Genomic DNA, 26,565 nt, shown 5'->3' with positions numbered 1-26,565 from the left:
GGCCTGAAATCTACATTCTGGAACACGGTTTTCATGACTCCGACCGCGCTCATGCTGCTCGCACTCGCTCCGACCGCCAGCGCCGCCGATATCCAGCCTTTGCAGCAGGAAGAGGTGACGACGGTCCTGCCCGACATCGAGGTGACGGCCGCCAAGCGCGGCGTGGCCCTGGGCGGACAGGAACCGATCGTCTCGTATGACGCCGCCCAGATCCAGGCCTTCGGCGCCACCAATATCGGCGAACTGGTGACCCTGCTGGAGGCCCAGACCCGCAGCGCGCGCGGCGGGTCCCCGGTCTTCCTGGTCAACGGCCGTCGCATCTCCGGCTTCCGTGAAATCCGCGGCATTCCGCCCGAGGCCATCGAGCGGTTCGACGTCCTGCCGGAAGAGACGGCCCTGTCCTACGGCTACAGCGCCAACCAGCGCGTCGTGAACATCGTGCTGAAGGCCGACTTCCGCTCGCTGACCGCCTCGGTCAACGTCAGCCGGTCGGACCAGGGCGGCCGGACGACGACGGCCAGCGAGAACAACCTTCTCAAGATCGCCGGGGCCGACCGCTGGTCGCTGGACATCAACGGCGAGAGCAGCAATGCGTTGTACGAGACCGAACGCAATATCGACCGCACCGACTCGAACAGGGTCGATTCGGCGGGCGACAACGGCGAGCGGACCGCCTACCGCACCCTCCTGCCGCGCGCGGCCGAGGCGTCGGTCGCGGGGACTTACAAGCACGACCTGAACGACAAGGTCGGCATGACCCTGAGTGGCAGCCTGGAGGACAGCAGCAGCCGCAGCTACTCGGGGCTGCCCGGCTTCAGTCTGAGTCTGCCGGCCGGCAATCCCTGGTCGCCCGGCGGGGCGGCGGCCGATCTGTATCGCTACGTCGGCCTGCCGGACGCCCTGCAGCGCCAGACCAATACGCGCGCTGCGGAACTGGGCACGGTGTTTGACGGCTATCTGGGCGACTGGCGCTGGACCGCCACGGGCGAATACAGCCGCACCGAGACAGACACCACGACGGGGCGCGGCGTCAGCGCCGCCGCCCTGCAGGCCGCGATCACGGCGGGCGACACGACCGTGAACCCGTTCGGCGACCTGACCGGCGCGGTGACGACGTCCGCCCGCGACACCGCCAATTCGATCTCCCAGTCGGCGGAAGCCGAGCTGGTGTTCAACGGCACGGCCTGGGAACTGCCGGCAGGGGGCGTCACCACGACCTTTAAGGTCGGAGGCGAACATCAGTCCCTGGATTCCGAAAGCGTCCGTTCGGGCGTGACGACCGACCGGTCCCAGTCGCGCGACCTGGGCAGCCTGCAGGCCAATTTCGACCTTCCGATCTCCAGCGTGGATCGCGGCGTCCTGCCCAGGATCGGCGATCTGTCGGCCAATATGAACCTGGCCTATCAGGAACTGTCGGATTTCGGCGGCGTCTCGACTCTGGGCGGTGGTCTGAACTGGTCGCCGGTCGCCCGACTGTCCCTGTCGGCTAACTATTCGGACGAGGACAAGGCGCCGACGATCCAGCAACTGAACGATCCCACCATCTCGACGCCGAACACCGCCGTCTTCGACTATTCGACCGGCCAGACCGTCCAGGTCGTCCAGATCACCGGCGGCGATCCGAACTTGAAGGCGGAGAACCGTCGAATCCTGAAGCTGGGCGTCAACTGGCAACCGCTTTCTGCCACCGACCTGCGCCTGAATCTCGCCTATACCCGCACCGAGGTCGAGGATGAGATTTCCAGCTTCCCCGCCATCACCCCCGACCTCGAGGCCGCCCTGCCGGAGCGGTTCACCCGTGCAGCGGCCGAGCCCGGCGCCGATCCCAATGTGCCTGGCGCCCTGCTGTCCATCGACGCCCGTCCGCTGAACTTCGCCAGCCGGGAGCAGCAGGACGTCCAGTGGGGCTTCAACTTCTCCAAGCCGTTCGGCAAGCCCAATCCGGCCATGATGGGTCAGAGGCCTGGGGGGCCGGGCGGCCGGCCCCCTGGAGGGGCGATGCGTATGGGCGGCGGCCCGGGCGGCCCGGGCGGCCCGGGCGGGCCGGGCGGTCCAGGCGGTCCAGGCGGCGGGCGGCTGCGGGGCTCCGCCGCCCCCGGCATGCAACCCGGCCAGGGCATGTTCAACTTCTCCCTGACGCACACCTGGCGCGTCCAGGACGAGGTGGTGATCCGCGACGGCCTGGCGCCCCTGAACCTGCTGGACGGGGATTCCATCTCCGGCTCGGGCGGCCAGTCGCGTCACGAGGTCCAGGTGCAGACCGGCCTGTTCAAGAACGGCTTCGGCGCCTTCGTCAACGCCAACTGGCGGTCGGGCACGACGGTCGAGGGCGACACCGCCGGGTCGGCCGATCTGGACTTTTCGGACCGCACGACGGTCAACCTGTTCGCCTTCGCCGATCTGACCCAGCGCACCGCCTGGGTCGAACGTTTTCCCTTCCTGAAGGGATCACGCGTCGGTCTGGGGGTGCAGAACATCTTCGACGACCGGACGTCTGTCACCAGCAGCGACGGGGCGACGCCGGTCAATTATCAGCGCGACTACCTGGACCCGCAGGGGCGGGTGTTCCGGATCAACCTGCGCAAGATCCTGTACTGATCCGAGGGGCAGGGCGAGGCCCGCGCCGTTCCCCCTGTCGGCCCTCCGACCTGTCAGGGCCAGACCACCGCAAGGGCGATCAGGACGGCGATGGCGACGAAGGCCAGGGGAAAGAACAGACGGTCGGACATGGCGACAGCCTAGCGGCCGCCCCAGGCCGCCACAAGCCGAGCGCGCGTCGGCTGGGCTGTGCGTTGCAACACGGCGGGGCGCGCAAGCCTTGACCGGCTCATGACTGCGGCTTACCCGGACAGACTGTTTTGCCGAGGACTGATCGAATGCCGCGCCTGATCCTGCTCCGCCATGGCCAGAGCCAGTGGAACCTTGAAAACCGTTTCACCGGCTGGGTCGATGTCGATCTGACGGCGGAAGGCGAGGCCCAGGCGCGTCGCGGCGGCGAATTGATCGCCGAGGCCGGGTTCACCCCTGCGGTCATGTTCACCTCGGTTCTGACCCGCGCCAAACGCACCGGCGCCCTGGCCCTGCAGTCGGCGGGTCTGACCGATGTCCCGGTGATCGAGGACTGGCGCCTGAACGAGCGCCACTACGGCGGTCTGACCGGGCTGAACAAGGCCGAGACGGCCGAGAAGCACGGCGAGGATCAGGTCAAGATCTGGCGCCGCAGCTATGACGTGCCGCCGCCGCCGCTGGCGCCGGGCGGCGAGTTCGATTTCAACGCCGACCCCCGCTACGCCGACAAGTCCATCCCGGACACCGAAAGCCTGAAGACCACGCTGGAGCGGGTCGAACCCTATTGGGACGCCGAGATCGCCCCGCGCCTGAAGGCGGGCGAGGACGTGCTGATCGCCGCCCACGGCAACTCCCTACGGGCCATCGTCAAACTCCTGTTCGCCGTGCCGGACGACAAGATCGTGGGCGTGGAGATTCCGACGGGCAATCCGCTGGAGATCGACCTGGACGCCGATCTGAAGCCGACCGCCGCCCGTTATCTCGACGCGGCCCGCGCCGAAGAGCTGCCGACCGTCGCATGAGCTGGACCGACGCCGACCGCGCCTTCATGGCCCAGGCCATTGATCTGGCCACCGCCCGCATGGGCGAGACCTGGCCGAACCCGGCCGTGGGCTGCGTCATCGTCAAGGACGGTCGGATCATCGCCCAGGCCGCCACGGCGCCGGGCGGGCGTCCCCATGCCGAGGAACAGGCCGTGCCGGCCGCCGGGGCCGAGATCGAAGGCGCGACCGTCTATGTCACGCTGGAGCCCTGCGGCGCCCGGTCCTCGGGCCGCCAATCCTGCGCCCATTTCCTGACTGAGGCGAGGGTGGAGCGGGTCGTCATCGCCTGTCTGGACCCTTCGCCCTTCGCCGCCGGGCGCGGCACCGAACGTCTGCGCGCGAAGGGTCTGACGGTCGAGACCGGCCTGATGTGCGACGAGGGCGCGGCCCTGTGCGAGGGCTTCCTGCACCGATTGGAGACGGGGCGGCCCATGGTGCGGATCAGCACGGACGGCCTGGGCTTTGACGGTCGGTTCGTCGCTGCGGCTAAGGCCGATCTGGTGACCGAACTGAAGCGGCTGGGCGAGGCGGGCTACACCCGCCTATGGACCTCTGCGGGGGATCTGGCCGACGCCCTTCGCGACCAGGGTCTGCTGACCGAGTGACAACCGCCTGTTGCGCAAGGCTTTCTTAAGCCGGTTGCGGTTAACCTGGCTGAATGGTCCAGGCTGCTGAACCCCTTGTACGCAAACGCCTGACCCAGGCGGAGCTGGACCTCGTTTGCGCCCGGCACGACCGTCTGTTCCAGGCCCGCCCCGGCGGCGCCCGCGCGGTCTTCGCCTGGCTCGACATCTCCTTTCTGAGCCTGAAGGGGCGCAACCTGGCCGACGCCGACTTCGCCGCCGCCTGTCTTGAGGGTTGCGACCTGACCGGGGCCAAGCTGGACAACGCCAACTTCTTCGGCGCGGACATGCAGGACGCCGTCCTGGCCGACGCCAGCCTGCGTCGCGCCGATCTTCGCGGCGCCTGCCTGCGCGGGGCCGATCTGTCGGGCGCGGACCTGTTCGAGGCCGATCTGCGCGAGGGCACTATCGCCGCCGCCGACGCCAAACTGGGCTTCAAGGTCATCGAACCGCGCCAGCGCGAGGAGACCGAGGCGACGGGAGCCTGTCTGGCCGGCGCCAATCTGCAACGCTCCAAGATGTCGGGCGTCATCGCCATCAAGGCCGACTTCTCCGGCGCGGTGATGAAGGACTGCAAGATGGTCCGCGCCAACCTGAAACAGGCAGATTTCCGCGGCGCCGACCTGGCGGGCGCAGACCTCTCGGGCGCCAATCTGTCCGGCGCCGACATGCGCGACGCCATTCTGGTGGGCTGCAAGATGACCATGTGGTGCGCCGACGGCGCCAATATGGAAGGCGCCCTGACGGACAAGAGTACAGTCGGCGAGTCCGTAGCCCGGATGCCGGCCGCCGAAATGCTGCGCGAACACGCTCGCTGGTGCGAAACGGGCGGAAGCGAGGGCCAGCCCTCGGTGTTCGACGGCGTGGACCTGCGCCCTCTGAAGTCGATCACCGGCCTGAACCTGACCGCACTGTCGGCCAAGGGCGCCATCTTCTACGGCCTGGATATGGAGGGGGTGCAGCTGCAAGGCGCGCACCTGGAGAACGCCGACCTGCGTTCGGCCAAACTCCATCGCGCCGACCTGCGCGGGGCGCGACTGAAGAACGCCAAGCTGAACGGCGCCGACATGCGCGGCGCCCAGCTCGGTCCCCTGCTGATCGCGGCCGACAGGCTGCTGTCGGCGGACCTGACCGGGGCGGTGCTGAGGGGGGCGGATCTGTCGGGCGCGGATCTGCGCCGGGCCGTCATGACCGGCGCGGACCTTGGCCGGGCGACCCTGCACGGCGCCCAGACCCGTCAGCTGGACCTCACGGACGCCAATCTGACGGGCGTGCGCGGCCTGACCCTGGACGATCAGGCCGCCTGAGCGATTAGGCCAGCGCCTTCAACTGATCGACCAGATCGGTCTTTTCCCAGCTGAAACCACCGTCGGCGTCCGGCTCGCGGCCGAAATGGCCGTAGGCGGTGGTGCGGGCGTAGATCGGCTTGTTCAGCCCCAGATGGCTACGAATGGCGCGCGGGGTGGCGCCGCCGATCAGGCCCAGCAGCTTCTCTTCCAGCAGGGTTTCGGAGATCTTGCCGGTGCCGTGCAGATCGACGTGGATCGACTGGGGCTTGGCCACGCCGATGGCGTAGGAGATCTGGATGGTGCAGCGGTCGGCCAGACCGGCGGCGACCACGTTCTTGGCCAGGTAGCGGCAGGCGTAGGCGGCCGAACGGTCCACCTTGGTCGGATCCTTGCCCGAGAAGGCGCCGCCGCCGTGGGGCGCTGCGCCGCCGTAGGTGTCGACGATGATCTTGCGTCCGGTCAGGCCGGCGTCGCCGTCCGGCCCGCCGATCTCGAAGATGCCGGTCGGGTTGATGTGCCAGACGGTGTTCTCGTCGGTGAAGCCCTCGGGCAGGACTTCCAGAATATAGGGTTTGACGATCTCGGCGACCTGTTCCGAGCTCAGGCCCTTGGCGTGCTGGGTCGACAGGACGATGGAGGCGGCGCGCTTGGGTTTGCCACCCTCGTATTCGATCGTCACCTGGCTCTTGGCGTCCGGCTCCAGTTGCGAGCCGCCCGCGTGGCGGACGTCAGCCAAGCGTTTCAGGATGTTGTGACTGTACTGGAGGGTGGCCGGCATCAACTCCGGCGTCTCGTTCGACGCATAGCCGAACATGATGCCCTGGTCGCCGGCGCCCTCGTCCTTTTCATTGGTCGAGTCGACGCCGACGGCGATGTCGGCCGACTGGGCGTGCAGGTGGCAGGCGTATTCCGCAGTTTCCCAGTGGAAACCGTCCTGCTCGTAGCCGATGTCCTTGACCGCGGCGCGGACCAGAGGCTCCAGGCTGTCGATGATGGACTGGGTGAAGGCTTCGTTCTGTTCCTTGGTGTTGCCCGGCTGGGTCGCGCGGACCTCGCCGGCCAGGACGATCCGCTGGGTCGTGACCAGGGTCTCGCAGGCCACGCGGGCCTCGGGATCCTTCGACAGGAAGGCGTCGACGACCGTATCCGAGATACGGTCGGCGACCTTGTCGGGGTGGCCCTCGGAGACGCTTTCCGAGGTGAAGAGGAAGGAAGAACGAGCGGCCAAAAGAGGCTCCTGTCAATGTCAGCCCGGCAAACATATAAAGACATGCTTATATGTTCAAGTGATCTTCCCGTCTTTGGTTCGCAGGAACCACGCCGTGTCTGGTCGTGCCGGTGAAATCCGCTATGACGAGGCGGGGAGCGCGTGAATGCCTGAAAGCCTGTCGCCAAGAGAGATCGAGTGCGTTCGCCTGGCCGGCCTGGGCCTCGAGGACAAGGAGATCGCTGCGCGATTGGGCATTTCCCCCCGCACGGTCGGCAATCACCTGCATCGCGCCTATGTCAAACTGGAGGTCTCTGACCGCAGGCTGGCGGCGCGGCGGCTGAGTAACGGCTACTCAGGGGAACCGATACTCATATCCGAAGCGGCGGAAGACGGGCTTGTTGATGTGGCGTCGGCCGGACAATCGGACGACGACGGCCCGCTCATTCGGTCCGCCTGGTCCTTGCCGGCTCCGCCTCGCGGCGTCGGCGCACGACTGGCGGTCATCGTGGCGGGGGCCGCCGTCGCCCTCTTGCTCGCCATCGGGATCGTGACGGCAGGCATGGTGGTTCCCTCCCTGTTCGACCGGATCGCTCCCGAATGGGCCCGCTGACGCGGGGATCCTTTTGGAGGACGGCAGAATGCGAAACATGAACGTCGGGGTGAAGGTCGCTCGCCAGGTCAGGACCGCCGAACACGCGATCGACCAGGCCATGATCGAGGTCTGCAAGCTGATCCAGACCGCGCTTGAGGGGCGGGTCGAGGCGCGGCTGGCGGCCGAGGTTCGGTCAGGCGGCCCTGGAGGATATCGTGACCGGCCTGAACCGACTCACGACGGTTCGTGCGGCGGTCGCCGCCGGCCACGCGGGGCTGTCGATGGTGGCGGACGACCACGCCATCGGCTGGCGTCTGGAAGGCATGGGCGAAGACAAGAGCAAACCCCAGGCGTCGGCGTCGTCCGGCGTGTTGCATCTGGCCGCCTGATCGGTCCGACGGAATGCCTTCGCCGCTCTGGATCTTCGGCACGGCCCTGACCATCCTGGCGCTGGGGCTGCTCATCTGGAAGGGCGGTCGGCCGGAGCGCGAGGCTGCCGCAGGCCTTTTCGTCGCGCAGCTGGCTTCCGGCTGGGTCGATCATCTGGTCATCGGTCAATTCCGATGGGCGGTCGCCGTTGTTTCCGTCAGTCTTCTGGCCTGGTTCGTCCGGCTCAGCCTTCGCTACGACCGCTGGTGGCTGCTGTTCGCGGCCGGGGCTCAGCTTCTCGCGCTCGGCACCCATGCCGCGTCGCTGTTTGGATCCGACGTCCTCACTTGGTCGATCGTGACGACGCGGATGGTGGTCTGGGTGGAGATCATGATCCTCGGTCTGATCGGCGTCTGGGAAGCGACCTCGGCCCCCTACGCCAGACCTCAAACATCCCTGAGCGCCACGTCGCGCCTCGCCTGAAATCTACAAGGACATCACAGCGTGAATACTCAACCTCTGAAGACCTTCATGCCGCTTTTCCGGTCCTGGTTCGACACGGCCCGACTGGCCGACAAGCTCGGCGGATCGGGTCTGTCGGGCAGCGAGGACAATCTGCTGGCCGACCTGGATCTCGGACCGATGGTCGAGGCGGAGACCAGCCTGCTCAACCACCAGCCCGCGAACGCTGCGGAGGCCGCCTGTCTGCTTGAGGTCGTGCGCCAGAACATCGCCGATGCGGGACGCTCCGACGGCCTCGATCTTCGTGCGATCGTCGCGGTCCAGATCTGGCTCGCCGATGCCTCGGCCGGCGCGCTGGGCGGCGAACCGGTGGAGCGGGTGTTGAGACAGACTCAGGTCTGACGGATCAGTCGCGCAGGCCCTTGGCCACGACCAGGAGGGCGTCGCGCTTTTCAGCGTCGCGGATGCTGCGGAAGGCGGACAACAGTTCCGCCACGCCCGGCGCGGCCAGAGCCAGTTCGTCGCCCTCGGCCGTCTCGAGTTCGCCCAGCAGGGCCGCGCCCGTGGACTTCAGCACCGCTGCGATCTGCAGCAGGCGTGCGGCCGAGACCCGGTTGACGCCCCGCTCATACTTTTGAATTTGCTGGAAAGTCACGCCGGCGCCGGCCGCCAGTTGCGCCTGGGTGATGCGGAGTTCCTCGCGACGGGCGCGAATGCGGGCGCCGATTGCGATGTCTACTGGGTCGACTGCGTCGTTCATCTTGGCCTTCGGGCGTGCGAGAATACCTGCGTCAGGCCTGAAAATGACAAGGGCGTCAAGCCAAAGCTCGACGATACGGGAATCCTACGTACCGCGAATAGGTAGATATTCAACTTGGGGGAGAGGCTGTGAGCGAGCCTTTCGCAACTGAAACGAAATTAACCAAGACTGTTCGGGCTGATGCTGGTGTTTCAAACTCGCATCAGGTTAACGGGATAGTTTGTGACGTCCCTCCCAGGGACTGAAAGCCGGGCCGAGGAAAGCCCGACAACTACTGGTCGGATCCGATTCCGATATTTTTCCTGCAGCGGTGCGATGCTGGATCTTCGCATCGAAGTCTCGGGGCCATAAGCCCTCTGGAGACCCGGGAAGTGGTGGTGCCGCTTAGGTGACTCGAACACCTGACCCCATCATTACGAATGATGTGCTCTACCGGCTGAGCTAAAGCGGCCCGGTTGCGAAGGCGAAGCAGCCCGCGCGAGAGGGGCTCTTTATACGGGCATATCGCGCTTGCCAAGCGCCGCTTTCAAGGTCGCGAGCAATGTGACTTCGTCCGGGGCGCCCGCCACCGCCGGCATCGGGCCGACTGCGCTCAGGGGCGCGGCGGCGGCGGGCGAGATACAGGCGATCACGACGCCGGCCAGGCGCGCCGCTGACAGAGGGGCGGGAACCAGGGCGGCCAGGGCCTGGGCCGCGCGCGGGGAGTGGATCAGCACGGCGTCGAACGCCTCTGGCGGCGCGGCGGCGGTCGGGGCGGTGCGATAGACGCTCAGGGGGTGCAGGCTGACGGCGCGGGCGTCGGCGGCGGCCAGGGCGGCGGCGAGGTCGCCGGCGGGCGTCTCGGCCTGGGGCGCCAGCAGGGCGGCGTCGCTCAGTTCGGCGGCGATCCGACGGGCGAGGGCGGTCAGGTCGCCCGAGGCGGAGCGGACGGCGACGAAGCCGGCCTCGCGCGCCGCCTGGGCGGTGGCGTCGCCGACGGCGAAGACCGGCCGGTCGCGTCGGGACGTCAGGGCGGCGAAGGCGGCGACGCCGTTCCGGCTGGTGAAGGCCAGGGCCGCGAACCGATCCAGATCCGGGACGGGCGGGCTCAGGGTCTCCACCGCCAGCAGGGGCTGGATCAGGGGCGTGAACCCCATGTCGCGCAGACGGGCGGCGGTGCGCGACGCGCCGGGCTGGGCGCGGGTGATCCAGACGCGGGGGCTCTGATCCGCGGCGCCCGGGGCCGTCATCCGTCCAGGCTCGCCGGATCGACCTCCTGATCGCCGGCGAAGGCGTGGACCTCGCCGCCCAGCCGTTCGCCCAGGGCGCGGGCGTCGGCCTCGGTCGCCAAACCCTGGAACAGGAACAGTTCGCCGACGCGGCGCCAGCGGGCCGATCCGTCGGGGCTGAGCATTTCAGTGGTCAGGCGCAGGGTGTCGCCCTCGATCAGGGCGTAGGCGCCGACGGCCGTGCGGCACGATCCCTCCAGCGCGGTCATCGCCCCGCGCTCGGCGGCGACGGCGACGGCGGTCTCCGGGTGGTTGAGGGCGGCGACCCAGGGGGCGTCGATGTCCTCGGCGCGGGTCTGGATGGCCAGGGCGCCCTGGCCCGGCGCCGGCAAAAAGGCGTCCAGCGACAGTTTCTCGCGGATATGTTCGGTCACGCCCAGCCGGGTCATGCCCGAGACGGCCAGCAGTATGGCGTCGAAATCCCCCTCGGCCGCGCGTCGCAGCCGGGTGTCGATATTGCCGCGCAGCATCTCGACCTTCAGATCGGGCCGCAGGGCCAGGGCCTGGGCCTGGCGCCGCAGGCTGGCGGTGCCCAGCCGCGCGCCGAAGGGCAGTTGGTCGAAACTGTCGAAGTCGCGGCTGATGAAGGCGTCGCGGGCGTCCTCGCGTTCCGGGATGGCGGCGATGCACAGACCCTCGGGCTGTTCGGCGGGCACGTCCTTCATCGAGTGGATGGCGATGTCGATTCGCCGGTCCAGCAGGGCCTCCTCGATCTCCTTGGTGAACAGCGCCTTGCCGCCCATCTCCATCAGGCGGCGGTCCTGGATCCGGTCGCCGGTGGTGACGATCTCGACCAGGGGCACGGCGGCCTCGATGTCGGCCTCGGCCACGCCGAGCGCCCGGCCGATGGCCCGCTGCATCATGCCCGATTGGGCCAGGGCCAGCTTGGACCGCCGGGTGCCGATGCGGAGAGGAAGGTTCATGATCGTTGCTTACCGGACGCCGGATCGCTACCTCGACCCGATGGAGAGTTCCGCCGACTATAGCAGCGGCGCCGCAGCGGCAACTGGACGGGATGTCCCCCCCGTTCCTGGTGAAGCCCTGACGGTGCTGGGTCTCGAGACCAGCTGCGACGAGACCGCCGCCTCGGTGGTGCGCCTGCACCCGTCCGAAGGGGGCGGCCGGGCCGAGGTCCTGTCTTCGGTCGTTCACAGCCAGATCGACGACCATGCGGCCTATGGCGGCGTCGTCCCCGAAATCGCCGCCCGCAGCCATGTCGAGATGATCGCCGGGGTCACGCGCCGCGCCATGGCCGAAGCCGGCCTGGGCTATGACGGCCTCGACGGGATCGCCGCGACGGCGGGGCCGGGCCTGGTCGGCGGCGTCATGGTGGGGCTCAGCTTCGGCAAGGCGGCGGCCCTGGCGCGGGGCCTGCCTCTGGTGGCGGTCAATCACCTGGAGGGGCATGCGGTCTCGGCCCGGTTGGGCGAGGAGGTCGCCTATCCCTTCCTGCTGCTTCTGGTCTCCGGCGGGCACTGCCAGCTGCTTGAGGTGCGCGGCGTCGGCGACATGAGCCGGATCGGCGCCACCATCGACGACGCGGCCGGCGAGGCCTTCGACAAGATCGCCAAGGCCCTGGGCCTGGGCTATCCGGGCGGTCCCGCGCTGGAGCGGCTGGCGATGCAGGGCGACGGATCAAAGATCGATCTTCCGCGCGCCCTGCTGGGGCGCAAGGACTGCGACTTCTCCTTCTCGGGTCTGAAGACGGCCGCCTTCCGCATCGCTCAGACCTGCGAGACCGAGCAGGACAAGGCCGATCTGGCCGATGCGGTCCAGAACGCCATCGCCCGGCAACTGTCGGATCGCTCCGAGCGGGCGCTGGCGGCCTATGCGGAAACCCACGATCACCGGCTGTTCGTGGTGGCGGGCGGCGTCGCGGCCAACAAGACGATCCGCGCGACCTTGCAGGCGACGGCGGCGAAACACGGTTTCGACTTCCTGGCGCCGCCGATGGCCTATTGCACCGACAACGCCGCCATGATCGCCCTGGCGGGGGCCGAGCGGCTGGCGCTGGGCCTGACCAGCGACATCGATGTGGTCGCCCGGCCGCGATGGCCGCTGGACGAAGCCCGCGCCCTGGCCGATCCTTCGCACAAGCCGGGCCGCAAGGGCGCAAAGGCATGACCAATGAGACCGCCTCGGGAGGGCGCATGGAATTCCGCACCGCAGGGGTCATCGGCGCCGGCGCCTGGGGCACGGCCCTGGCCCAGGTCTGCGTCCGCGCCGGACTGGACACCACGCTTCAGGCGCGCGAGCCCCAGTTGGTCGAGACCCTGGCGACCACGCGGGCCAATGACCTGTACCTGCCGGGCGTCACCCTGGCAGAGGACCTGAAATTCACCGCCGATCTGGCCGATCTGCGCGATTGCGACCTGATCCTGGCCGTGCCCCCGGCCCAGCATATGCGGGCGACCCTGACGGCTTTTGCGCCCCATCACCGCGCAGGCGTGCCGGTGGTGCTCTGCTCCAAGGGGGTTGAGCGCGGCACGATGAAATTGATGACCGAGGTGCTGGCCGAGACCCTGCCGGCCGCCCCGGCGGCGGTCCTGTCCGGCCCCAGTTTCGCCGGCGAAGTGGCGCGCGGCCTGCCGACCGCCGTCACCCTGGCCTGCGCCGATCCCGTCCTGGGCCAGGGCCTGCTGAACACCCTGTCGGCGCCGGGCTTCAGACCCTATCTGGCGACCGACCTGATCGGGGCCGAGGCGGGCGGCGCATTGAAGAACGTCCTGGCCATAGCCTGCGGCGTCTCCGAGGGGCGTCAGCTGGGCCGCAGCGCCCACGCCGCCCTGATCACGCGCGGCTTTGCCGAGATGACCCGCCTCGCCGTCGCCATGGGCGGTCAGGCCGAGACGGTGGCGGGCCTGTGCGGCCTGGGCGACCTGGTCCTGACCTGCTCCAGTCCCCAGTCGCGCAACATGAGCCTGGGTCTGGCCCTGGGCCAGGGCCAGACGGTGGAACAGGCCCTGGCCGGCAAACGTTCGGTGGCCGAAGGCTACGAGAGCGCGCCGGCCGTGCGCGCCCTGGCCGCGCGCCTGGGGGTGGAGACCCCCATCGCCGAGGGCATCGCCGCCCTGCTGGCGGGCGAGATCACCGTGGACGGCCTGATCGACGGCCTGTTGTCGCGCCCGCTGAAGGCCGAGCGTGTCTGACGAGGCGCCGACCGAGCGCAAACGGGTCTGGAAGACGCCGCCGAACGTGGCCCTGTGCGCCGAGGCCGACATCGCCGAGCCCGGCGCGCGCGGCTTCGTGCTTCAGATCGGCGAGGCCTTCTTTCACGGTTTCGTGGTGAAGAAGGATGGGGCGGTGGCCGGCTGGGTCGATCGCTGTCCGCACGCCGGTTTTCCCATCGCCATGGAGATCGACCGTTATCTGACGCCGGACGGCGCCCTGATCCTGTGCGGCTGGCACGGGGCGGTGTTCGAACCCCTGACCGGCGAATGCAAGGGCGGCCCCTGCGCCGGCGGACGGCTGACGCCCTGGCCGGTGACGACCAGCGGCGGCGTCATCCGCACGGCCTAACCGCCCCACACGCCGGGGCGCGGGGGCGGAAGCGGCTTCAGTCCAGCGGTTGGGGCCGGGTCACGACCGGAGCGTTCGGGTCGGTCTGGGCCGGACGCGCGGCGGTTGGTGCGGGCGCGACGACGACGACCGGCGCCGGCGTTGCGGAGGGGGGCGTCGAGACGGCCGCCGGGGCCTGAGCCGTCGGGGCCCGGGGCGCCGGGGTTTGCGTCGTTGATTGCGCCGGCGTCTGGGGACGCGTCGTCGTCGCGGGGCGCGCGGACGAGGTCTGGGGCGTGGTCGGGGCCGTGGTTTGGGCCGTGGTCCGGGCCGTGGTCGGAGCCGGGGCCGCCGCAGGCCGGGCGGCCGCACCCACGGGTGTTTCCTCGACCGGTGCAGCTTCGACGGGCGCTGCGGTCGCGGCCGGCGTCTCCAGGGGCGCGGCGACCGGCGTCAGGGCTTCAGGCGCAACGGCTTCGGGCGCCGACGCCGGGGCGGGTGCAACCGGCGCGGCCACAGTGGTGGGACGCAGGGCGAACCACAGGCCGCCGCCCACGGCCAGAACCGCCAGCACCCCGACGCCGATGTACAGCGGCAGGCGCGACGGCCGCCGGGTCGCGGCGCGTGCGAAACTGGGCGTGACCGAAGGGGCGGCCTCAACAGCAGGAGACGGCTCAAGCGGGGCCAGGGCGGGGACCGCGACCACAGGCGCCGCGGCGACCTGTTCGGCGACATCGGGCTGATCGACAGGCGCCGTTGGCGGTTCGGCCGAAACGGGGGGCCGGGAGGCGGGCGTCGAAGGGGCGTTGGTCAGAGCCGCGCCGGGCAGGGGCCGCACGGTCGTGTCAATGCTGGGCGCGGGTGCGGGCTCTGGCTGTGGCGCAGGCGTCACCGGACCGGCGCCCGGACGCGCCTGGGGGATCAGCGACCCGCTCAGGATATTGCCGCCGGCGCGCGGCGCAGGGACACGGCGCGGCGGCTCCTGAACCTGTCTCGAAACCTGGCCCCCGCTCGGGCCTGTCTGGCCCAGCGGCGTCGTGCGCGGCGGGCGATTGGGGATCCGGTCCAGCGGATTGGGCGCGACCGGCACCGGGCCGACGTGGAAGGTGGTCGTGGGCATACGCCCCCAGGTCACCTGTTTGCGCACGAACGGCTCCGGCGGTCCTCCCGATGGACCGTTCGAGGCGGGCGGCGTGGCGGGGGTGATCTTGGCGTCGTCGGACATGATACTCTAATCGCTGGCGATCTGGCCGGTTTCGTGACGGCTCAGCTCTTGAGGCGGTAGCCGGTCTTGAACATCCACATGACCACGGCCAGGCAGACGGCGAAGAAGCCCAGGGTCGCCGCCAGGCTAATCCCGATCGCCACGTCGCCCTGGCCGTAGAAGGTCCAGCGGAAGCCCGAGATCAGATAGACCACCGGGTTGAACAAGGCCACGGTCCGCCAGCCCTCGGGCAGCATGTCGATGGAATAGAAGGAGCCGCCCAGGAAGGTCAGGGGCGTCACGATCAGCATGGGGATGAAGTTCAGCTGTTCGAAACTGCCGGCCCAGATGCCGATGATGAAGCCGAACAGGCTGAAGGTCACCGAAATCAGCACCAGCATGCCCAGCATCATGAACGGATGCAGCACCTGCAAGGGCACGAAGAAGGCCGCCGTCCCCAGGATGATCAGCCCCAGCGCCGCCGACTTGGTCGCAGCCGCCCCGACATAGGCGATCACCACCTCCAGCGACGACACGGGCGCCGACAGGATCTCGTAGATGGTGCCGGTGAATTTCGGGAAATAGATGCCGAAGGAGGCGTTGAAGATCGACTGGGTGAACAGGCTGAGCATGATCAGTCCCGGCACGATGAAGGCCCCATAGGCCACGCCGTCCACCTCCTGCATCCGGCCGCCGATGGCGCTGCCGAAGACGACGAAATAGAGCGCGGTGGTGATCACCGGCGTGACCACGCTCTGCCACAGTGTGCGCAGGGCCCGCGCCATCTCGAACCGATAGATGGCCCAGACGCCATGTCCGTTGAAGTTCATCAGACGGTCTCCCCATCACGGTGGACCAGGCTGACGAAGATGTCTTCAAGCGAGCTCTGGCGGGTATTCAGATCCTTGAAGCCGATGTTCAGCCGCTCCAGGCTGCGGATCAGCGACGGCACGCCAGTGTCGTCGGCCTGGGCGTCGAAACTGTATTCCAGCTCGTTTCCGTCGGCCTTCAGCGCCAGATCCCAGCCGGACAGGTCGGCCGGCAGGGCTGGAAGCGGTTCGATCAGGTTCAAGGTCAGGGTCTTCTTGCCCAGCTTTTTCATCAGGGCGGTCTTCTCCTCGACCAGGATCAGTTCGCCCTTCAGGATCACGCCCACCCGGTCGGCCATCTCCTCGGCCTCCTCGATATAATGGGTGGTCAATATGATGGTGACGCCCCGCTCGCGCAGCTTGCGCACCATGGCCCACATGTCGCGGCGCAGCTCGACGTCCACCCCGGCGGTCGGTTCGTCCAGGAACAGGATGTCCGGCTCGTGGCTCAGGGCCTTGGCGATCATCACCCGGCGCTTCATCCCGCCCGACAGGGTCATGATCTTGGCGTCGCGCTTGTCCCACAGGGACAGGTCTTTCAGGATCTGTTCGATCAGGGCCGGGTTCGCCGCCTTGCCGAACAGGCCCCGGCTGAAGGTGACGGTGGCCAGCACCGTCTCGAAGGCGTCGGTGGTCAGCTCCTGCGGCACCAGGCCGATCTTGGTGCGGGCGGCGCGGAAATCCTTGCGGATGTCGTGGCCGTCGGCGATCACCGTGCCCGTCGTGGCGTTGACGATGCCGCAGACGATGGAGATCAGGGTGGTCTTGCCCGCTCCGTTCGGACCCAGCAGAGCGAAGATCTCGCCCTTCTCTATGGTCAGGTCCACGCGCTTCAGCGCCTGAAGCCCGGACTTGTAGGTCTTGGTCAGGCCTTCGATCTCGATAACCGGCATGGGCGCTCCTGATCCGAGGCGGTAGCGCCTGGCGTCGTCGTGGCGGGAATATGGCGTGCCATCGGCTGTGCTCAAGGGGCGCCGGTCTCTGTAGGGACGAGAAGCCGTTGTTAACCCAAAGACGGCACGGTGGCGTCATCGTCGCCTGCAGACGGGAGTGCCTCTTGTCCTCACTGTCCGTCGCCCACCGCGCCGCCCTGCAGGCGGTCGTTCAGGCCGCGCCCGACGCCGTCCTGACGCAGTTGCGCACGGCCGTCCCGTCCCTGGGCGGGGACAAGGCGGCGGAACTGACCGCCATGATCGTGCAGGAGGCGCGCGACCGCGCCCGGCGCGACCTGGCCTTCGCCCCCCTTCTGCCCTTGTTCCAACCCCGCGCCGACAGAACTCCTGCCCTGATCTTTCCGCCGGCCGTCCTGGCGCGGGTCTGGCGCGAGGCGCGGGCAGGCGAGGAGGCCTTCCTGGGATTGCTGGACGGGGCGGGCGTCGGCGAGGGCGAATGGACCCTGGCGGCGGATCGGCTGTGCGCGCGGGCGGCTGCGGTGCTGCGGGACCGACCTCGAGACGTCTGGCCGGACGACCAATGGCCCCGCCAGACGGCCGGCTCGGCTGAAGCCCCGGCGGCCAGCCCGGCGGAACTGGCCGGTTGTTTCGACCTGGCGCCCCTGGCGCGAACCGCCGTGGCCCGCCTGTCGGTCTGGCTGGAGCGGCCTGACGACAATCAGTTGGCGGGGCTGCGGCTGCTGATCCAGGACTGTCTAGCGATATCGCCCGAGGGCGGGCGGCGGATGATCGACATTCTGTTCGCCCATGTCGCCGACGCCGAACGGATGCTGCGGATCGTCACGCGCACCAGCCGCCTGGCCGACACCGAGGCCATTCTCAGCCATTCCGAAATGGGTGTCTTCGTCGAACGCCTGCTGACGTCGGTCCAGAGCCGTGTCCAGCGCATCGCCGCCTGTCTGTCGCCCCGCGACCGGCCGGACATGACCCAGGCGGTGGAAGATGCGACCTGGTGCGCCGGGGTGCTGGCCGAAATGGACATGACCCTGATGGTCCGGCCCGATTCGCCCTGGGGCAAGACGGCGCGGATGGCGCGGGTCCAGATGGCCGGCCAGCTTTCGGGCCTGATGAAATCGACCTCGGCCGCCGTCCACGCCGCCCTGCCGATGAAGCGTCAGGTCCTGACCGGGCGGATGACGCGCCTGTGCCCTTGGCTGGAGGCGCCGGCCAAGGGCGAACCCATCGAGGCGGCGGCCGCCCTGCTGTCGGCGGTTTCGGGCCTGCGCGGCGCGGCCAACACCTTCGGCTGCGAGGCGGACCGGATGGCGCTGAAGACCGAGCTGACCGACTATCTGTCCACCTGGGCCAATGAGGCGCTGGATAGTATCGCCGACGGCGATGTGGCCGATCCCGATCAGGCCCTGCGTCTGGTCGGAACGGCGGCCCGCTTCCTGACCCTGGTCGAGGCGCTGGAGGCGGCGCGGGCGGTGCGACGACGCGCGGCCGCCGCCGAGGCCGCAAGGGCGACGACAAAGGCGACGCCAGGCGCCCCGACAAGTGTGACGACTGGCGCGACGACTGGCGCGACGACTGGCGCGACGACTGGGGCCTCGCCCGGCGTCGTCTGATGCGATAGACGGCGGGGATGATCGTCTTCTGGATAATGACCGGCCTGGCGGCGGCGATGGCCGGCCTGCTGGTGCTGACCGGGGCGCGACGCGGGGCTGATGCGGCCGGCGCCGACGCCGATGTCGGCGGTCGCGAACTGGATGAACTGGACCGGTTGAAGGCGCGCGGCCTGCTGGACGAAACGGCCCACGCCGCCGCACGGGCCGAGGCGGGGCGGCGGCTGCTGGCGGGTCAGGCTGTGGCCGCGGCCACGCCCGTGGCCGGCCCGCATGACCGCTTCTGGGTGTTGGGCGGGATCGCGGCGACGACGGCGGGGGCGCTGGCCCTCTATGTCCTGACCGGGTCGCCGGGTCTGCCGGACCAGGCCTATGAACGGCGGGTCGATCAATGGTCCACCCAGCTGGAAACCTTGGAGCCGGCGCAACTGGCGGCGGTGACGGCGCGGGTGGCGCGGGACAATCCGCAGGACCGTCAGGCCCTGGCCATGCTGGGCGCGGCCCGGTTCGCCGCCGACGATCCGCTGGGCGCCGCCTCGGCCTTTCGCAGACTGATCGAACTGGAGCCGACGGACGCTCAGGCCTGGGCGCGGCTGGGCGAAAGCCTGGTGCGGGCCAATGACGGCCGGATCGGCGGCGACGCCGAGGCCGCCTTCCGCCAGGCGGTGAACCTGGACCCGGACCAACTGGGCGCCCGCTTCTTCCTGGGCCAGGCGGCGCTGGAGCGGGGCGATGCGGCGGCGACGCGCGCCCAGTGGACGCCGCTGATCGCCGCTCTGGACCCGGCCGACCCCCGCCGGATCGACCTGGAACGGCGTCTGCCAGCGGATAAGGCGCAATGACGCGTTGGCGGCCGGCCCCCGCCGCTATAGACCCAAGAAAAATTCCGTCGGGGAGCGGAACCGCCGAGTCATGAGCTGGCTGCCGAAATCGCCGAAGGCGCGCCGTCGCCTGTGGGTCGTCGCGGCCGTGGCTCCGATCCTGGCCCTGGCGGTCGGCCTGTCGCTGTGGGCCATGCAGGACAGCGTGACCTTCTTCTATTCTCCCTCCGAGGCCACCGCCGACACGGCGCCGGAAGGCCGCAACATCCGCCTGGGCGGTCTGGTCGAGACCGGCAGCGTGCGAAAATCCGGCGACGGGGTCGTGGTCTTCACCGTCACCGACAATATCGCTGTGACCCAGGTCCAGTATCACGGCGACCTGCCCGACCTGTTCCGCGAAGGCCAGGGGATCGTGGCCCAGGGATCGTTCGGCGCCGACCGCGTCTTCCACGCCAGTCAGGTCCTGGCCAAGCACGACGAAAACTACATGCCGCGCGAGGTCGCCGACCGCATCAAGGCCAAGGGCGAGTGGCGGCCGGAAACTGTGACCAAGTCCACGCGCTCAAGCAGGCCGCAGGCCGATAGCGCAACGAACAGTCTATGATCGCCGAACTCGGGGCCTTCGCCCTATCCCTGGCCCTGGCCCTGTCGATCCTGCAGACGGCGCTGTCGGCGGCGGGGCGGGCGCGGCGCAGTCCGGTCCTGGCGGGCGCGGCGCAAGGAGCGGCCCTGGCGGCGGCCGGCGCCGTCGCGCTGAGTTTCGCGGCCCTGATCCACGCTTTCGTCGTCTCCGACTTCTCGGTCTCCAATGTCGCGGCCAACAGCCACACCGACAAGCCGATGCTGTACAAGGTCGCCGGCGCCTGGGGCAGTCACGAGGGGTCGCTGCTGCTGTGGTGCCTGGTCTTGACGGTCTTCGGCGGCGCCTTGGCGCGCGCGCGGGGCCTGCCGTTCGGGCTGAAGGCCTCGGCTGTGGCGGTGCAGGGGGCGCTGGGCTCGCTGTTCCTGGCCTTCGCCGTCTTCACCTCCAGCCCCTTCACCCGCCTGGACCCCGCCCCCTTCCAGGGGGCGTCGCTGAACCCGCTGCTTCAGGATCCGGCCCTGGCCGTGCATCCGCCGCTGCTCTACGCCGGCTATGTCGGCTTCTCCGTCTGCTTCTCCCTGGCCGTCGCGGCCCTGATCGAGGGCCGGGCCCAGACCGCCTTCTGGCCCGCCTGGGGCCGGTGGGTGCGGCCCTGGGCCCTGGCCAGCTGGGCCCTGCTGACCGTCGGCATCACCCTGGGCTCCTTCTGGGCCTATTACGAACTGGGCTGGGGCGGCTGGTGGTTCTGGGATCCGGTCGAGAACGCCTCCTTCATGCCCTGGCTTGCGGGCGCCGCCCTGCTGCACAGCGCGGTGGTGACCGAGCGGCGCGGAGCCCTGGCGGGTTGGACGGTGTTTCTGGCCCTGCTGGCCTTCAGCTTCTCCATGCTGGGCGCCTTCCTGGTGCGATCCGGCGTCCTGACCTCCGTCCACGCCTTCGCCGTCGATCCCCAGCGCGGCCTGATGCTGCTGGCCATTCTGGGCGTCACGGCCGGCGCCGCCTTCGCCCTGTTCGCCTGGCGCGCGCCCCAGCTGAAGGGCGGCGGCCTGTTCGCCCCCGTCAGCCGCGAGGGCGCGCTGGTGCTGAACAATCTGTTCCTGACGGCGGCGGCCGCGACCGTCCTCTTGGGCACCCTCTATCCGCTGATCCTGGAGGCGGCCTCCGGCGCCACCATCTCGGTCGGCCCGCCCTATTTCGCCGCCACCTTCGTTCCCTTGATGACGGTCGCCTTCATCATCCTGCCCGCCGGCCCTCTGCTGGCGTGGAAGCGCGGCGACCTGACCGGGGCGATGCAGCGGCTGGCCGTCGGGGCGGGCCTGGCCCTGGTTTCGGCCCTGGTCGCCTACGCCCTGTGGGAGCCGAAGAAGACCTTCGCCGCCGCCGGCATCGGCCTGGGCGCCTGGCTGATCCTGGGTTCGCTGGCCGAGGTCGCCGAACGGGCGCGCCTGTTCCGCGCCTCGGGCGCAGAGATTTGGCGTCGGCTCAAGGGGCTTCCTATGGGCGCCTGGGGCATGAGCCTGGCCCACCTGGGCCTGGGCGTCTTCATCCTGGGGGCGGTGGTCGAGGCCGGCTTCAAGGCCGAGGCGGCGCGCGCCCTGTCCCTGGGCTCGAGCGTCTCCGCCGGCCCCTGGACCGTGACCCTGGATCAGGTCCGGGTGGTCGAGGGTCCGAACTATCTGGCCGAACAGGGCCGGCTGACCGTGCGCCCGTCCGACGACCGGGGCCGGGCGAAGACGGTGACGGCCGAACGCCGCTTCTTCCCCGCCGGCGGCCAGACCACGACCGAGGTCGGTCTGGATTTCCGGGGCCTGGACGACGTCTATGTGGTGATGGGCGAGCGGGCGGGCAGCCCGGCCGAACCCGCCTGGGTCGTGCGCCTGTACTGGAATCCCTGGGCGCGGTTGATCTTCCTGGGGCCGATGATCATGGCGTTCGGGGGGCTGCTGTCCCTGCTGGACCGCCGGCTGCGGCTGGGCGTCGGGCCACGTCGGAGGAAGGCCCCATGAGGCGGCTCTCGATCCTGCTGATCGCGCCCGTTCTGGCGCTGATGCTGACGGCGGCTGAGCCGGCCGCCGCACCTGACCGCCCCTTGAGCGACCCGGCTCTGGAGGCCCGCGCCCAGGCCCTGTTCAAGGACGTGCGCTGCGTCGTCTGCCAGCATGAGGCCATCGCCGACAGTCCGGCGGGCGTGGCCGGCGACATGCGCCGCCTGATCCGCGAGGAAATCGCCGCCGGCGCCACGGATCAGGCGGTGCGCGACGACCTGGTGCGCCGGTTCGGCGACTATGTGCTGTTCACCCCGCCGGTGCGGGCTGGAACCTGGCTGCTGTGGTTCGGGCCGTTCGCCCTGGCGGCCCTGGCGCTGCTGGTCATCCTGGTCCGCGCAGGTCGCGGGGCCGTCGAGGCGCAGCCCCTTTCCCCGGATGAGGAACGTCGACTGCAAGACATTCTCGCAAATGAGAAGCTTCGCCGTGATCTGGACGCAACCTCGCCTCACGACGGGCGCTAGTCGAGATCATCCATCGAACACCGGAATTGGCGTCGCGCCGGTTCGGCCTATATCAAGAGCCAAGACGGGGCGTCGCCCCGAGAGGATCGCAAGGACCAAGATGCTGAAGCGCAAAGAGTTCATTCTCGGGGCCGCGGCCGGCCTGACCCTGGCGGCGGCGGCGACCGCAGGCGGGGTCATCAACTGGCCCGGCGCCCACGCCGACCCCCAGGCGGTGAACCGGCTCACCCCGGTGCCGGCCAATGGGAACAGCTTCTCGCCCCCGCCCGGCGCGCCCAACAGCTTCGCCAACATCTTCGAACAGGTGGCCCCCGCCGTCGTTCAGATCGACGTGACGGTGAAGGTCGAACAGCCCCAGGGCGGCGCCTTCCAGATCCCCGGCCTGCCGTTCCAGTTCGTCCCGCCCCAGGGGCGCGGCGGCCAAGGCGAGGAGGCCGAGCCTCAGACGACCCAGGGCGCCGGTTCCGGTTTCTTCATCTCGCAGGACGGCTTCATCGTCACCAACAACCACGTCGTCGCCGACGCCACCGAGATCAAGGTCAAGATGTCGGACGGCCGCGAACTGCCGGCCCGCCTGATCGGCCGCGATCCCGGCACGGACCTGGCTGTGATCAAGGTCGAGGGCAACGACTTCAAGTACGTCAGCTTCGAAGAGACGGCCCAGCCGCGCGTCGGCGACTGGGTCATCGCCGTCGGCAACCCGTTCGGCCTGGGCGGTACGGCGACCGCCGGCATCGTCTCGGCCAAGGCCCGCGACATCGATCCGTCCGGCTATAACGACTACATCCAGATCGACGCCGCCATCAACCGCGGCAACTCGGGCGGCCCGACCTTCGACATCTATGGGCGCGTCATCGGCGTGAACTCGGCCATCTATTCGCCCACCGGGGGATCGGTCGGCATCGGCTTCGCCATTCCGGCCGAGACCGCCAAGTCGATCACCGAGCGGCTGATGCGCGGCCAGGCGATCGAGCGCGGCTACGTCGGCCTGGGCCTGCGCAGCCTGACGCCTGACGGCTGGGAGGCCCTGGGTCAGCCCAAGGACTTCAAGGGCGCCTATGTCGAGACCGTCACCGAGGACGGCCCCGCCGCCCGCGCGGGCGTCAAGGTCGACGACATCCTGGTTGCCGTGAACGGCGAGGCCATCGACAGCAGCGCCGAGGCCACCCGTCGGGTCGGCGCGGCCAAGCCTGGCGACACCATCCGCCTGGAGGTCATCCGCGGCGGCCGTCGCCAGACGCTGAACGTCCGCTCCGGCGTCCGCCCGTCAGACGAAGAATTGAACGCCGGCGAAGAGGGCGGCTCTTCCGCCCCCGGTCAGGCCCAGCCGGGTCAGAGCGAAACCATCGAAGGCCTGGCGGTCACCCCGCTCAGCGCCGCCGCGCGGTCTCGCTTCAACATCCCCGAAAGCGTGAACGGGGTTGTCATCACCAATGTCGCCCAGGGGTCTTCGGCGGCGCGTCTGGGCTTCCAGCCCGGCTTCGTCATCACCCGCGCCAACGGCCGCGCCATCGCCTCGGCGGCGGATCTGCGGACGGCGGTTCAGGAAGCCAAGTCGGCCGGTCGCCCCAGCATCCTGCTGTTCGTCCGCACGCCACAGGGCACCAGCCCGGTGCCGCTGCGCTTCGCCACGGAAGAATGATCGGCATTCTGACCAAGGCTTAACTCGTCAATCGCCGCCGATGCGTTACCATCGGCGGCGATTTTGATTCCGGGAGGGGTTTCGATGCGGATTTTGGTGGTCGAAGACGACGCAGAGGCGGCGACCGCCATGGTGCGGGGCCTGTCCGAAGCCGGACATGACGTCACCCATGCCGTGGACGGGGCCTTCGGCCTGCTGGAGACCCAGAAGGGCGGCTATGACGTCTATGTGGTCGACCGGATGATGCCCCGCCTGGACGGCGTCGGCATGGTCGAGACCGTCCGCAAGGGCGGCGACCAGACCCCGGTCCTGTTCCTGTCAGCCCTGGGCGAGGTCGAGGACCGGGTCACGGGTTTGAAGGCAGGCGCCGACGACTATCTGGTCAAGCCCTACGCCTTCGCCGAACTGATCGCCCGGGTCGAGGCCCTGTCGCGCCGTCGCGAGACGGGCGGGGTCCAGACGGTGCTGAAGGTCGGCGACCTGGAGATGAACCTGATCGCCCGCACCGTCCATCGCGGAACGACTGAGATCGATCTCCAGCCGCGCGAATTCCAGCTGCTGGAGTTCCTGATGCGCCATGCCGGCCAGTCGGTGACCCGCACCATGTTGCTGGAGAAGGTGTGGGAATATCATTTCGACCCCCAGACCAACGTCATCGACGTCCACATCAGCCGCCTGCGCTCCAAGATCGACAAGGGCTTCGACCGGGCGATGCTGCAGACGGTGCGCGGCGCGGGATACAGGCTGGAGGCGTAGCCATAATTCCCCCTCCCCCTCGGGGGAGGGGGACGCGTAGCGTCCGGGTGGGGAGGGCAGGGCGACATGGCGATCATTGCTCGGGCGCGCGCCATGCGGAAGCGCTCACCCCGGCGGAAGCCCGTCTGTGGATCGCCCTGCGCGCGCTCCGATCTGACGGTCTGCATTTTCGTCGACAGGCGCCCCTGCGGGGCTACTACCTTGATTTCTTTTGTTGGGCCCGAGGCGTGATCGTGGAAGTGGACGGCGGGTCTCATCTCAACGAAGACCGCGCCCGGCAGGATCGCGTGCTAGACGCGGTCTTTGCCAGAGAGGGGCTGATAACCTTGCGGTATGACAATCTCCGGGTCCGGGATCAGTTGGCCCAGGTCATCGAAGATGTGCGCGCGCATTGCCTGGCCCGCCCCACCCGGTCGCCGCAGCGCGGCGCCCCCCCTCCCCCGCAGGGGGAGGGAGAGTTCTCTTAACCGATGCGCCTTCCCTCCCTCCTTCGCCGCACGCCTTTCCGGCTGACGCTGCTGTTCCTGGCCCTGTTCGTGGCGGCGGCGGGGGCGATCCTGGCCTATGTCTATTTCGCCTCGGCGTCCGAGGCCCAGACGCGGGCGCGGACCGATGTCGAGACGGAACTGGCCGCCCTGACCGCCGTCCACCGCACGCGCGGGATCGACGCCCTGAACCAGGCCCTGGTGGAACGCACGATCCGGGGCGGTCCGTATCTGTATCTGCTGACCGGACCGGACGGTAAGATCGTCACCGGCAATCTGTCGGTCATGCCGTTCGACCTGAAGGCGGCGCGTCGGCCGGGGACCGGCGAATGGAGCACCTTCCGCCTGACCAGCACCGATCCCGACGGTCGGGTCCAGACCCGCCGCTCTATCGGGGTGATCATGCCGCTGGCGGGGGGCGACACCCTGTTCGTCGGCGAGGACATCGGCGGGATCGAGGAATATCTGTCCCGCCTGACCCAGGCCCTGTGGGGGGCGATGGCCCTGGTCATGCTGCTGGGCCTGGCGGGCGGGCTCTACATCAGCCGCCGGGTCGAAAGCGCCATGGCCGGGCTGAACCGCGTGGTCCAGGCGGTGCAGGAGGGCGACCTGAAGGTCCGCGCCCCCATCCGCAACTCGGGCGACGAACTGGATGAACTGGGCCAGGGGCTGAACGCCATGCTGGACCGGCTTGAGGGGTCCATGGCCTCGATCCGGCACGCCGGCGACGCCATCGCCCACGACCTGCGCTCGCCGTTGACCCGGATGCGGGCCAAGCTTGAGGTGGCCCTGATCGACGCCGAGGCGGGCAAGATCGACGGGGTGGACGCCCTGGGCATCGCCCTGGACGAAGCCGATCACCTGTTGAAGACTTTCAACACCGTCCTGGCCATCGCCCGCCTGCAAGCCGGCGGAGCGCCGGATCCCAAGCCGATGGACGCGGGCGAACTGGCCGCCGACATGGCCGAGCTTTACGAGCCGGCGGCCGAGGACAAGTCGATCGACTTCTCGTCCGAGGTGGAAACCGGCCTGATGATCGAGGGCAACCAGCCCTTCCTGGCCCAGGCCCTGGCCAATCTGATCGACAACGCCATCAAATATACCCCGGCCGGCGGGGCGGTGAAGCTGCGGGCGCGGCGGCGGTCGTCGGGCGAGATCGAATATTCGGTCACCGACACCGGCCCCGGCGTGCCGGAAGAGGATCGCGAGCGTGTCGTCCAGCGGTTCGTGCGCCTGGACAACAGCCGCACCGAGCCGGGCTCGGGCCTGGGGCTGTCGCTAGTGACGGCGGTGGCCGAGGCCCACGGTGGCCGGGTGGTGCTGGACGAAGGCCCCGGCGCCTATGACGGCTTCGGACCGGGGCTGCGGGTGGCCCTGGTGCTGCCGCCGGCGAGCCATACTTAGAGATTTCCGCTCATCCCGGCGAAAGCCGGGACCCAGTTCTTTGGATGCGCGGCCTTGTGGCGCGTGTCAGGATTGTGGTCCAACGGCGGCGC

27 protein-coding genes and 1 tRNA gene are annotated in these 26,565 nt (G+C 69.2%); 20 read left to right on the top strand and 8 right to left on the bottom strand.

Going from position 1 to position 26,565, the window contains the following annotated elements:
* Positions 1 to 33: 33 nt before the first annotated feature.
* The 4 genes from GGR11_RS08220 to GGR11_RS08205 all read left to right on the top strand — a co-directional run bounded on the left by GGR11_RS08220 (position 34) and on the right by GGR11_RS08205 (position 5,541).
* A complete protein-coding gene (locus GGR11_RS08220) occupies positions 34 to 2,598 on the top strand; it encodes a TonB-dependent receptor plug domain-containing protein (RefSeq protein WP_246331606.1) in 2,565 nt (854 codons plus the stop codon).
* Between the two features lie 278 nt (positions 2,599 to 2,876).
* A complete protein-coding gene (gene gpmA / locus GGR11_RS08215; RefSeq protein ID WP_183196213.1) occupies positions 2,877 to 3,590 on the top strand; it encodes a 2,3-diphosphoglycerate-dependent phosphoglycerate mutase in 714 nt (237 codons plus the stop codon).
* Positions 3,587 to 4,216, top strand: coding sequence for a bifunctional diaminohydroxyphosphoribosylaminopyrimidine deaminase/5-amino-6-(5-phosphoribosylamino)uracil reductase RibD (locus GGR11_RS08210; protein ID WP_183196212.1), 630 nt, complete (start codon positions 3,587 to 3,589; stop codon positions 4,214 to 4,216). Before gpmA ends, GGR11_RS08210 begins: the two co-directional genes overlap by 4 nt.
* Before the next feature lie 53 nt (positions 4,217 to 4,269).
* Positions 4,270 to 5,541: a pentapeptide repeat-containing protein gene (locus GGR11_RS08205; protein ID WP_183196211.1), complete on the top strand. Its 1,272-nt coding sequence runs from the start codon at positions 4,270 to 4,272 to the stop codon at positions 5,539 to 5,541.
* A 4-nt stretch (positions 5,542 to 5,545) separates the two neighbouring features.
* Here GGR11_RS08205 and metK read toward each other — a convergent pair whose 3' ends face one another.
* Complete coding sequence (gene metK / locus GGR11_RS08200; RefSeq protein WP_183196210.1) at positions 5,546 to 6,751, bottom strand: methionine adenosyltransferase; 1,206 nt, start codon at positions 6,749 to 6,751, stop codon at positions 5,546 to 5,548.
* Positions 6,752 to 6,896: 145 nt separating this feature from the next.
* Between metK and GGR11_RS08195 the strand changes: the two genes are divergently transcribed.
* The 4 genes from GGR11_RS08195 to GGR11_RS08180 all read left to right on the top strand — a co-directional run bounded on the left by GGR11_RS08195 (position 6,897) and on the right by GGR11_RS08180 (position 8,558).
* A complete protein-coding gene (locus GGR11_RS08195) occupies positions 6,897 to 7,343 on the top strand; it encodes a helix-turn-helix domain-containing protein (RefSeq protein ID WP_183196209.1) in 447 nt (148 codons plus the stop codon).
* 197 nt (positions 7,344 to 7,540) lie between these two features.
* Positions 7,541 to 7,714, top strand: a complete 174-nt coding sequence (locus GGR11_RS16640; protein WP_221205107.1) for a hypothetical protein — start codon at positions 7,541 to 7,543, stop codon at positions 7,712 to 7,714.
* 13 nt (positions 7,715 to 7,727) lie between these two features.
* Positions 7,728 to 8,177: a hypothetical protein gene (locus GGR11_RS08185; RefSeq protein WP_183196208.1), complete on the top strand. Its 450-nt coding sequence runs from the start codon at positions 7,728 to 7,730 to the stop codon at positions 8,175 to 8,177.
* A 21-nt stretch (positions 8,178 to 8,198) separates the two neighbouring features.
* On the top strand, positions 8,199 to 8,558 hold the full coding sequence (locus GGR11_RS08180) for a hypothetical protein (protein ID WP_183196207.1): 360 nt from the start codon (positions 8,199 to 8,201) through the stop codon (positions 8,556 to 8,558).
* Positions 8,559 to 8,562: 4 nt separating this feature from the next.
* On the opposite strand, the gene GGR11_RS08175 is transcribed toward GGR11_RS08180, so the two are convergent.
* The 4 genes from GGR11_RS08175 to hemC all read right to left on the bottom strand — a co-directional run bounded on the left by GGR11_RS08175 (position 8,563) and on the right by hemC (position 11,107).
* Complete coding sequence (locus GGR11_RS08175; RefSeq protein ID WP_008262454.1) at positions 8,563 to 8,916, bottom strand: helix-turn-helix domain-containing protein; 354 nt, start codon at positions 8,914 to 8,916, stop codon at positions 8,563 to 8,565.
* Positions 8,917 to 9,291: 375 nt separating this feature from the next.
* Positions 9,292 to 9,367, bottom strand: a tRNA-Thr gene (locus GGR11_RS08170).
* 40 nt (positions 9,368 to 9,407) lie between these two features.
* Positions 9,408 to 10,145 (bottom strand): uroporphyrinogen-III synthase, encoded by a 738-nt coding sequence (locus tag GGR11_RS08165; protein WP_183196206.1) that lies wholly within the window; start codon positions 10,143 to 10,145, stop codon positions 9,408 to 9,410.
* On the bottom strand, positions 10,142 to 11,107 hold the full coding sequence (gene hemC / locus GGR11_RS08160) for a hydroxymethylbilane synthase (protein WP_183196205.1): 966 nt from the start codon (positions 11,105 to 11,107) through the stop codon (positions 10,142 to 10,144). Before hemC ends, GGR11_RS08165 begins: the two co-directional genes overlap by 4 nt.
* On the opposite strand from hemC, the gene tsaD reads away from it, so the two are divergent.
* From tsaD to GGR11_RS08145, 3 genes are read left to right on the top strand one after another with little or no spacing between them, the layout of a single operon-like run.
* On the top strand, positions 11,106 to 12,308 hold the full coding sequence (gene tsaD / locus GGR11_RS08155) for a tRNA (adenosine(37)-N6)-threonylcarbamoyltransferase complex transferase subunit TsaD (protein ID WP_246331604.1): 1,203 nt from the start codon (positions 11,106 to 11,108) through the stop codon (positions 12,306 to 12,308). The two genes, hemC and tsaD, sit on opposite strands and share 2 nt — an antisense overlap.
* 26 nt (positions 12,309 to 12,334) lie before the next feature.
* On the top strand, positions 12,335 to 13,333 hold the full coding sequence (locus GGR11_RS08150) for an NAD(P)H-dependent glycerol-3-phosphate dehydrogenase (RefSeq protein WP_183196417.1): 999 nt from the start codon (positions 12,335 to 12,337) through the stop codon (positions 13,331 to 13,333).
* Positions 13,326 to 13,703 (top strand): Rieske 2Fe-2S domain-containing protein, encoded by a 378-nt coding sequence (locus GGR11_RS08145; protein ID WP_183196204.1) that lies wholly within the window; start codon positions 13,326 to 13,328, stop codon positions 13,701 to 13,703. The genes GGR11_RS08150 and GGR11_RS08145 overlap by 8 nt, the downstream gene beginning before the upstream one ends.
* Positions 13,704 to 13,740: 37 nt before the next feature.
* Here the strand turns inward: GGR11_RS08145 and GGR11_RS08140 are convergent, their stop codons facing one another.
* From GGR11_RS08140 to GGR11_RS08130, 3 genes are read right to left on the bottom strand one after another with little or no spacing between them, the layout of a single operon-like run.
* The gene (locus GGR11_RS08140; RefSeq protein ID WP_183196203.1) at positions 13,741 to 14,907 is read right to left on the bottom strand and encodes a hypothetical protein; all 1,167 of its coding nucleotides are present in this window, start codon (positions 14,905 to 14,907) and stop codon (positions 13,741 to 13,743) included.
* A 41-nt stretch (positions 14,908 to 14,948) separates the two neighbouring features.
* Complete coding sequence (locus GGR11_RS08135; protein ID WP_183196202.1) at positions 14,949 to 15,716, bottom strand: ABC transporter permease; 768 nt, start codon at positions 15,714 to 15,716, stop codon at positions 14,949 to 14,951.
* The gene (locus tag GGR11_RS08130; RefSeq protein ID WP_183196201.1) at positions 15,716 to 16,648 is read right to left on the bottom strand and encodes an ABC transporter ATP-binding protein; all 933 of its coding nucleotides are present in this window, start codon (positions 16,646 to 16,648) and stop codon (positions 15,716 to 15,718) included. The genes GGR11_RS08135 and GGR11_RS08130 overlap by 1 nt, the downstream gene beginning before the upstream one ends.
* A 164-nt stretch (positions 16,649 to 16,812) precedes the next feature.
* Here GGR11_RS08130 and GGR11_RS08125 point away from each other — a divergent pair, with 164 nt between their 5' ends.
* From GGR11_RS08125 to GGR11_RS08085, 9 genes are all read left to right on the top strand, one after another.
* Positions 16,813 to 18,276 (top strand): hypothetical protein, encoded by a 1,464-nt coding sequence (locus GGR11_RS08125; protein ID WP_183196200.1) that lies wholly within the window; start codon positions 16,813 to 16,815, stop codon positions 18,274 to 18,276.
* Positions 18,277 to 18,293: 17 nt separating this feature from the next.
* Positions 18,294 to 19,115 carry a c-type cytochrome biogenesis protein CcmI gene (gene ccmI, locus GGR11_RS08120; protein WP_183196199.1) on the top strand — a complete coding sequence of 274 codons (822 nt, stop codon included), beginning with the start codon at positions 18,294 to 18,296 and terminating at the stop codon, positions 19,113 to 19,115.
* 70 nt (positions 19,116 to 19,185) lie between these two features.
* The gene (ccmE, locus tag GGR11_RS08115; protein ID WP_183196198.1) at positions 19,186 to 19,698 is read left to right on the top strand and encodes a cytochrome c maturation protein CcmE; all 513 of its coding nucleotides are present in this window, start codon (positions 19,186 to 19,188) and stop codon (positions 19,696 to 19,698) included.
* Complete coding sequence (locus GGR11_RS08110; RefSeq protein WP_183196197.1) at positions 19,695 to 21,683, top strand: heme lyase CcmF/NrfE family subunit; 1,989 nt, start codon at positions 19,695 to 19,697, stop codon at positions 21,681 to 21,683. The genes ccmE and GGR11_RS08110 overlap by 4 nt, the downstream gene beginning before the upstream one ends.
* Entirely contained in the window at positions 21,680 to 22,186 is a 507-nt protein-coding gene (locus GGR11_RS08105) for a cytochrome c-type biogenesis protein (RefSeq protein WP_183196196.1), read from the top strand. Before GGR11_RS08110 ends, GGR11_RS08105 begins: the two co-directional genes overlap by 4 nt.
* 100 nt (positions 22,187 to 22,286) lie before the next feature.
* Positions 22,287 to 23,828, top strand: a complete 1,542-nt coding sequence (locus tag GGR11_RS08100) for a Do family serine endopeptidase (protein WP_183196195.1) — start codon at positions 22,287 to 22,289, stop codon at positions 23,826 to 23,828.
* Positions 23,829 to 23,912: 84 nt separating this feature from the next.
* The gene (locus tag GGR11_RS08095; protein ID WP_183196194.1) at positions 23,913 to 24,584 is read left to right on the top strand and encodes a response regulator transcription factor; all 672 of its coding nucleotides are present in this window, start codon (positions 23,913 to 23,915) and stop codon (positions 24,582 to 24,584) included.
* A gap of 47 nt (positions 24,585 to 24,631) precedes the next feature.
* Complete coding sequence (locus GGR11_RS17005; protein WP_183196193.1) at positions 24,632 to 25,051, top strand: endonuclease domain-containing protein; 420 nt, start codon at positions 24,632 to 24,634, stop codon at positions 25,049 to 25,051.
* A 3-nt stretch (positions 25,052 to 25,054) separates the two neighbouring features.
* The gene (locus GGR11_RS08085; RefSeq protein ID WP_183196192.1) at positions 25,055 to 26,473 is read left to right on the top strand and encodes a sensor histidine kinase; all 1,419 of its coding nucleotides are present in this window, start codon (positions 25,055 to 25,057) and stop codon (positions 26,471 to 26,473) included.
* Positions 26,474 to 26,565 lie beyond the last annotated feature (92 nt).

Origin of the sequence: Brevundimonas mediterranea, assembly GCF_014196125.1 — a bacterium.
Classification (GTDB): Bacteria; Pseudomonadota; Alphaproteobacteria; order Caulobacterales; family Caulobacteraceae; genus Brevundimonas; species Brevundimonas mediterranea.
The sequence above is the reverse complement of the archived record's forward strand: the minus strand, read 5'-3'. Positions and strand labels throughout refer to the sequence as shown.

Bases quoted from the DNA above. Each gene is read 5' to 3' on its own strand.
- GGR11_RS08185 (WP_183196208.1), top strand. From the start codon at position 7,728: ATGCCTTCGCCGCTCTGGATCTTCGGCACGGCCCTGACCATCCTGGCG.
- GGR11_RS08150 (WP_183196417.1), top strand. From the start codon at position 12,335: ATGGAATTCCGCACCGCAGGGGTCATCGGCGCCGGCGCCTGGGGCACG.
- GGR11_RS08135 (WP_183196202.1), bottom strand. From the start codon at position 15,716: ATGAACTTCAACGGACATGGCGTCTGGGCCATCTATCGGTTCGAGATG.
- tsaD (WP_246331604.1), top strand. From the start codon at position 11,106: ATGATCGTTGCTTACCGGACGCCGGATCGCTACCTCGACCCGATGGAG.
- GGR11_RS08210 (WP_183196212.1), top strand. From the start codon at position 3,587: ATGAGCTGGACCGACGCCGACCGCGCCTTCATGGCCCAGGCCATTGAT.
- GGR11_RS08195 (WP_183196209.1), top strand. From the start codon at position 6,897: ATGCCTGAAAGCCTGTCGCCAAGAGAGATCGAGTGCGTTCGCCTGGCC.
- GGR11_RS08205 (WP_183196211.1), top strand. From the start codon at position 4,270: ATGGTCCAGGCTGCTGAACCCCTTGTACGCAAACGCCTGACCCAGGCG.
- GGR11_RS08085 (WP_183196192.1), top strand. From the start codon at position 25,055: ATGCGCCTTCCCTCCCTCCTTCGCCGCACGCCTTTCCGGCTGACGCTG.
- GGR11_RS08220 (WP_246331606.1), top strand. From the start codon at position 34: ATGACTCCGACCGCGCTCATGCTGCTCGCACTCGCTCCGACCGCCAGC.
- GGR11_RS08165 (WP_183196206.1), bottom strand. From the start codon at position 10,145: ATGACGGCCCCGGGCGCCGCGGATCAGAGCCCCCGCGTCTGGATCACC.
- ccmE (WP_183196198.1), top strand. From the start codon at position 19,186: ATGAGCTGGCTGCCGAAATCGCCGAAGGCGCGCCGTCGCCTGTGGGTC.
- GGR11_RS08095 (WP_183196194.1), top strand. From the start codon at position 23,913: ATGCGGATTTTGGTGGTCGAAGACGACGCAGAGGCGGCGACCGCCATG.
- gpmA (WP_183196213.1), top strand. From the start codon at position 2,877: ATGCCGCGCCTGATCCTGCTCCGCCATGGCCAGAGCCAGTGGAACCTT.
- GGR11_RS08100 (WP_183196195.1), top strand. From the start codon at position 22,287: ATGCTGAAGCGCAAAGAGTTCATTCTCGGGGCCGCGGCCGGCCTGACC.
- ccmI (WP_183196199.1), top strand. From the start codon at position 18,294: ATGATCGTCTTCTGGATAATGACCGGCCTGGCGGCGGCGATGGCCGGC.
- GGR11_RS08175 (WP_008262454.1), bottom strand. From the start codon at position 8,916: ATGAACGACGCAGTCGACCCAGTAGACATCGCAATCGGCGCCCGCATT.
- hemC (WP_183196205.1), bottom strand. From the start codon at position 11,107: ATGAACCTTCCTCTCCGCATCGGCACCCGGCGGTCCAAGCTGGCCCTG.
- GGR11_RS08140 (WP_183196203.1), bottom strand. From the start codon at position 14,907: ATGTCCGACGACGCCAAGATCACCCCCGCCACGCCGCCCGCCTCGAAC.
- GGR11_RS08110 (WP_183196197.1), top strand. From the start codon at position 19,695: ATGATCGCCGAACTCGGGGCCTTCGCCCTATCCCTGGCCCTGGCCCTG.
- GGR11_RS08130 (WP_183196201.1), bottom strand. From the start codon at position 16,648: ATGCCGGTTATCGAGATCGAAGGCCTGACCAAGACCTACAAGTCCGGG.
- GGR11_RS08105 (WP_183196196.1), top strand. From the start codon at position 21,680: ATGAGGCGGCTCTCGATCCTGCTGATCGCGCCCGTTCTGGCGCTGATG.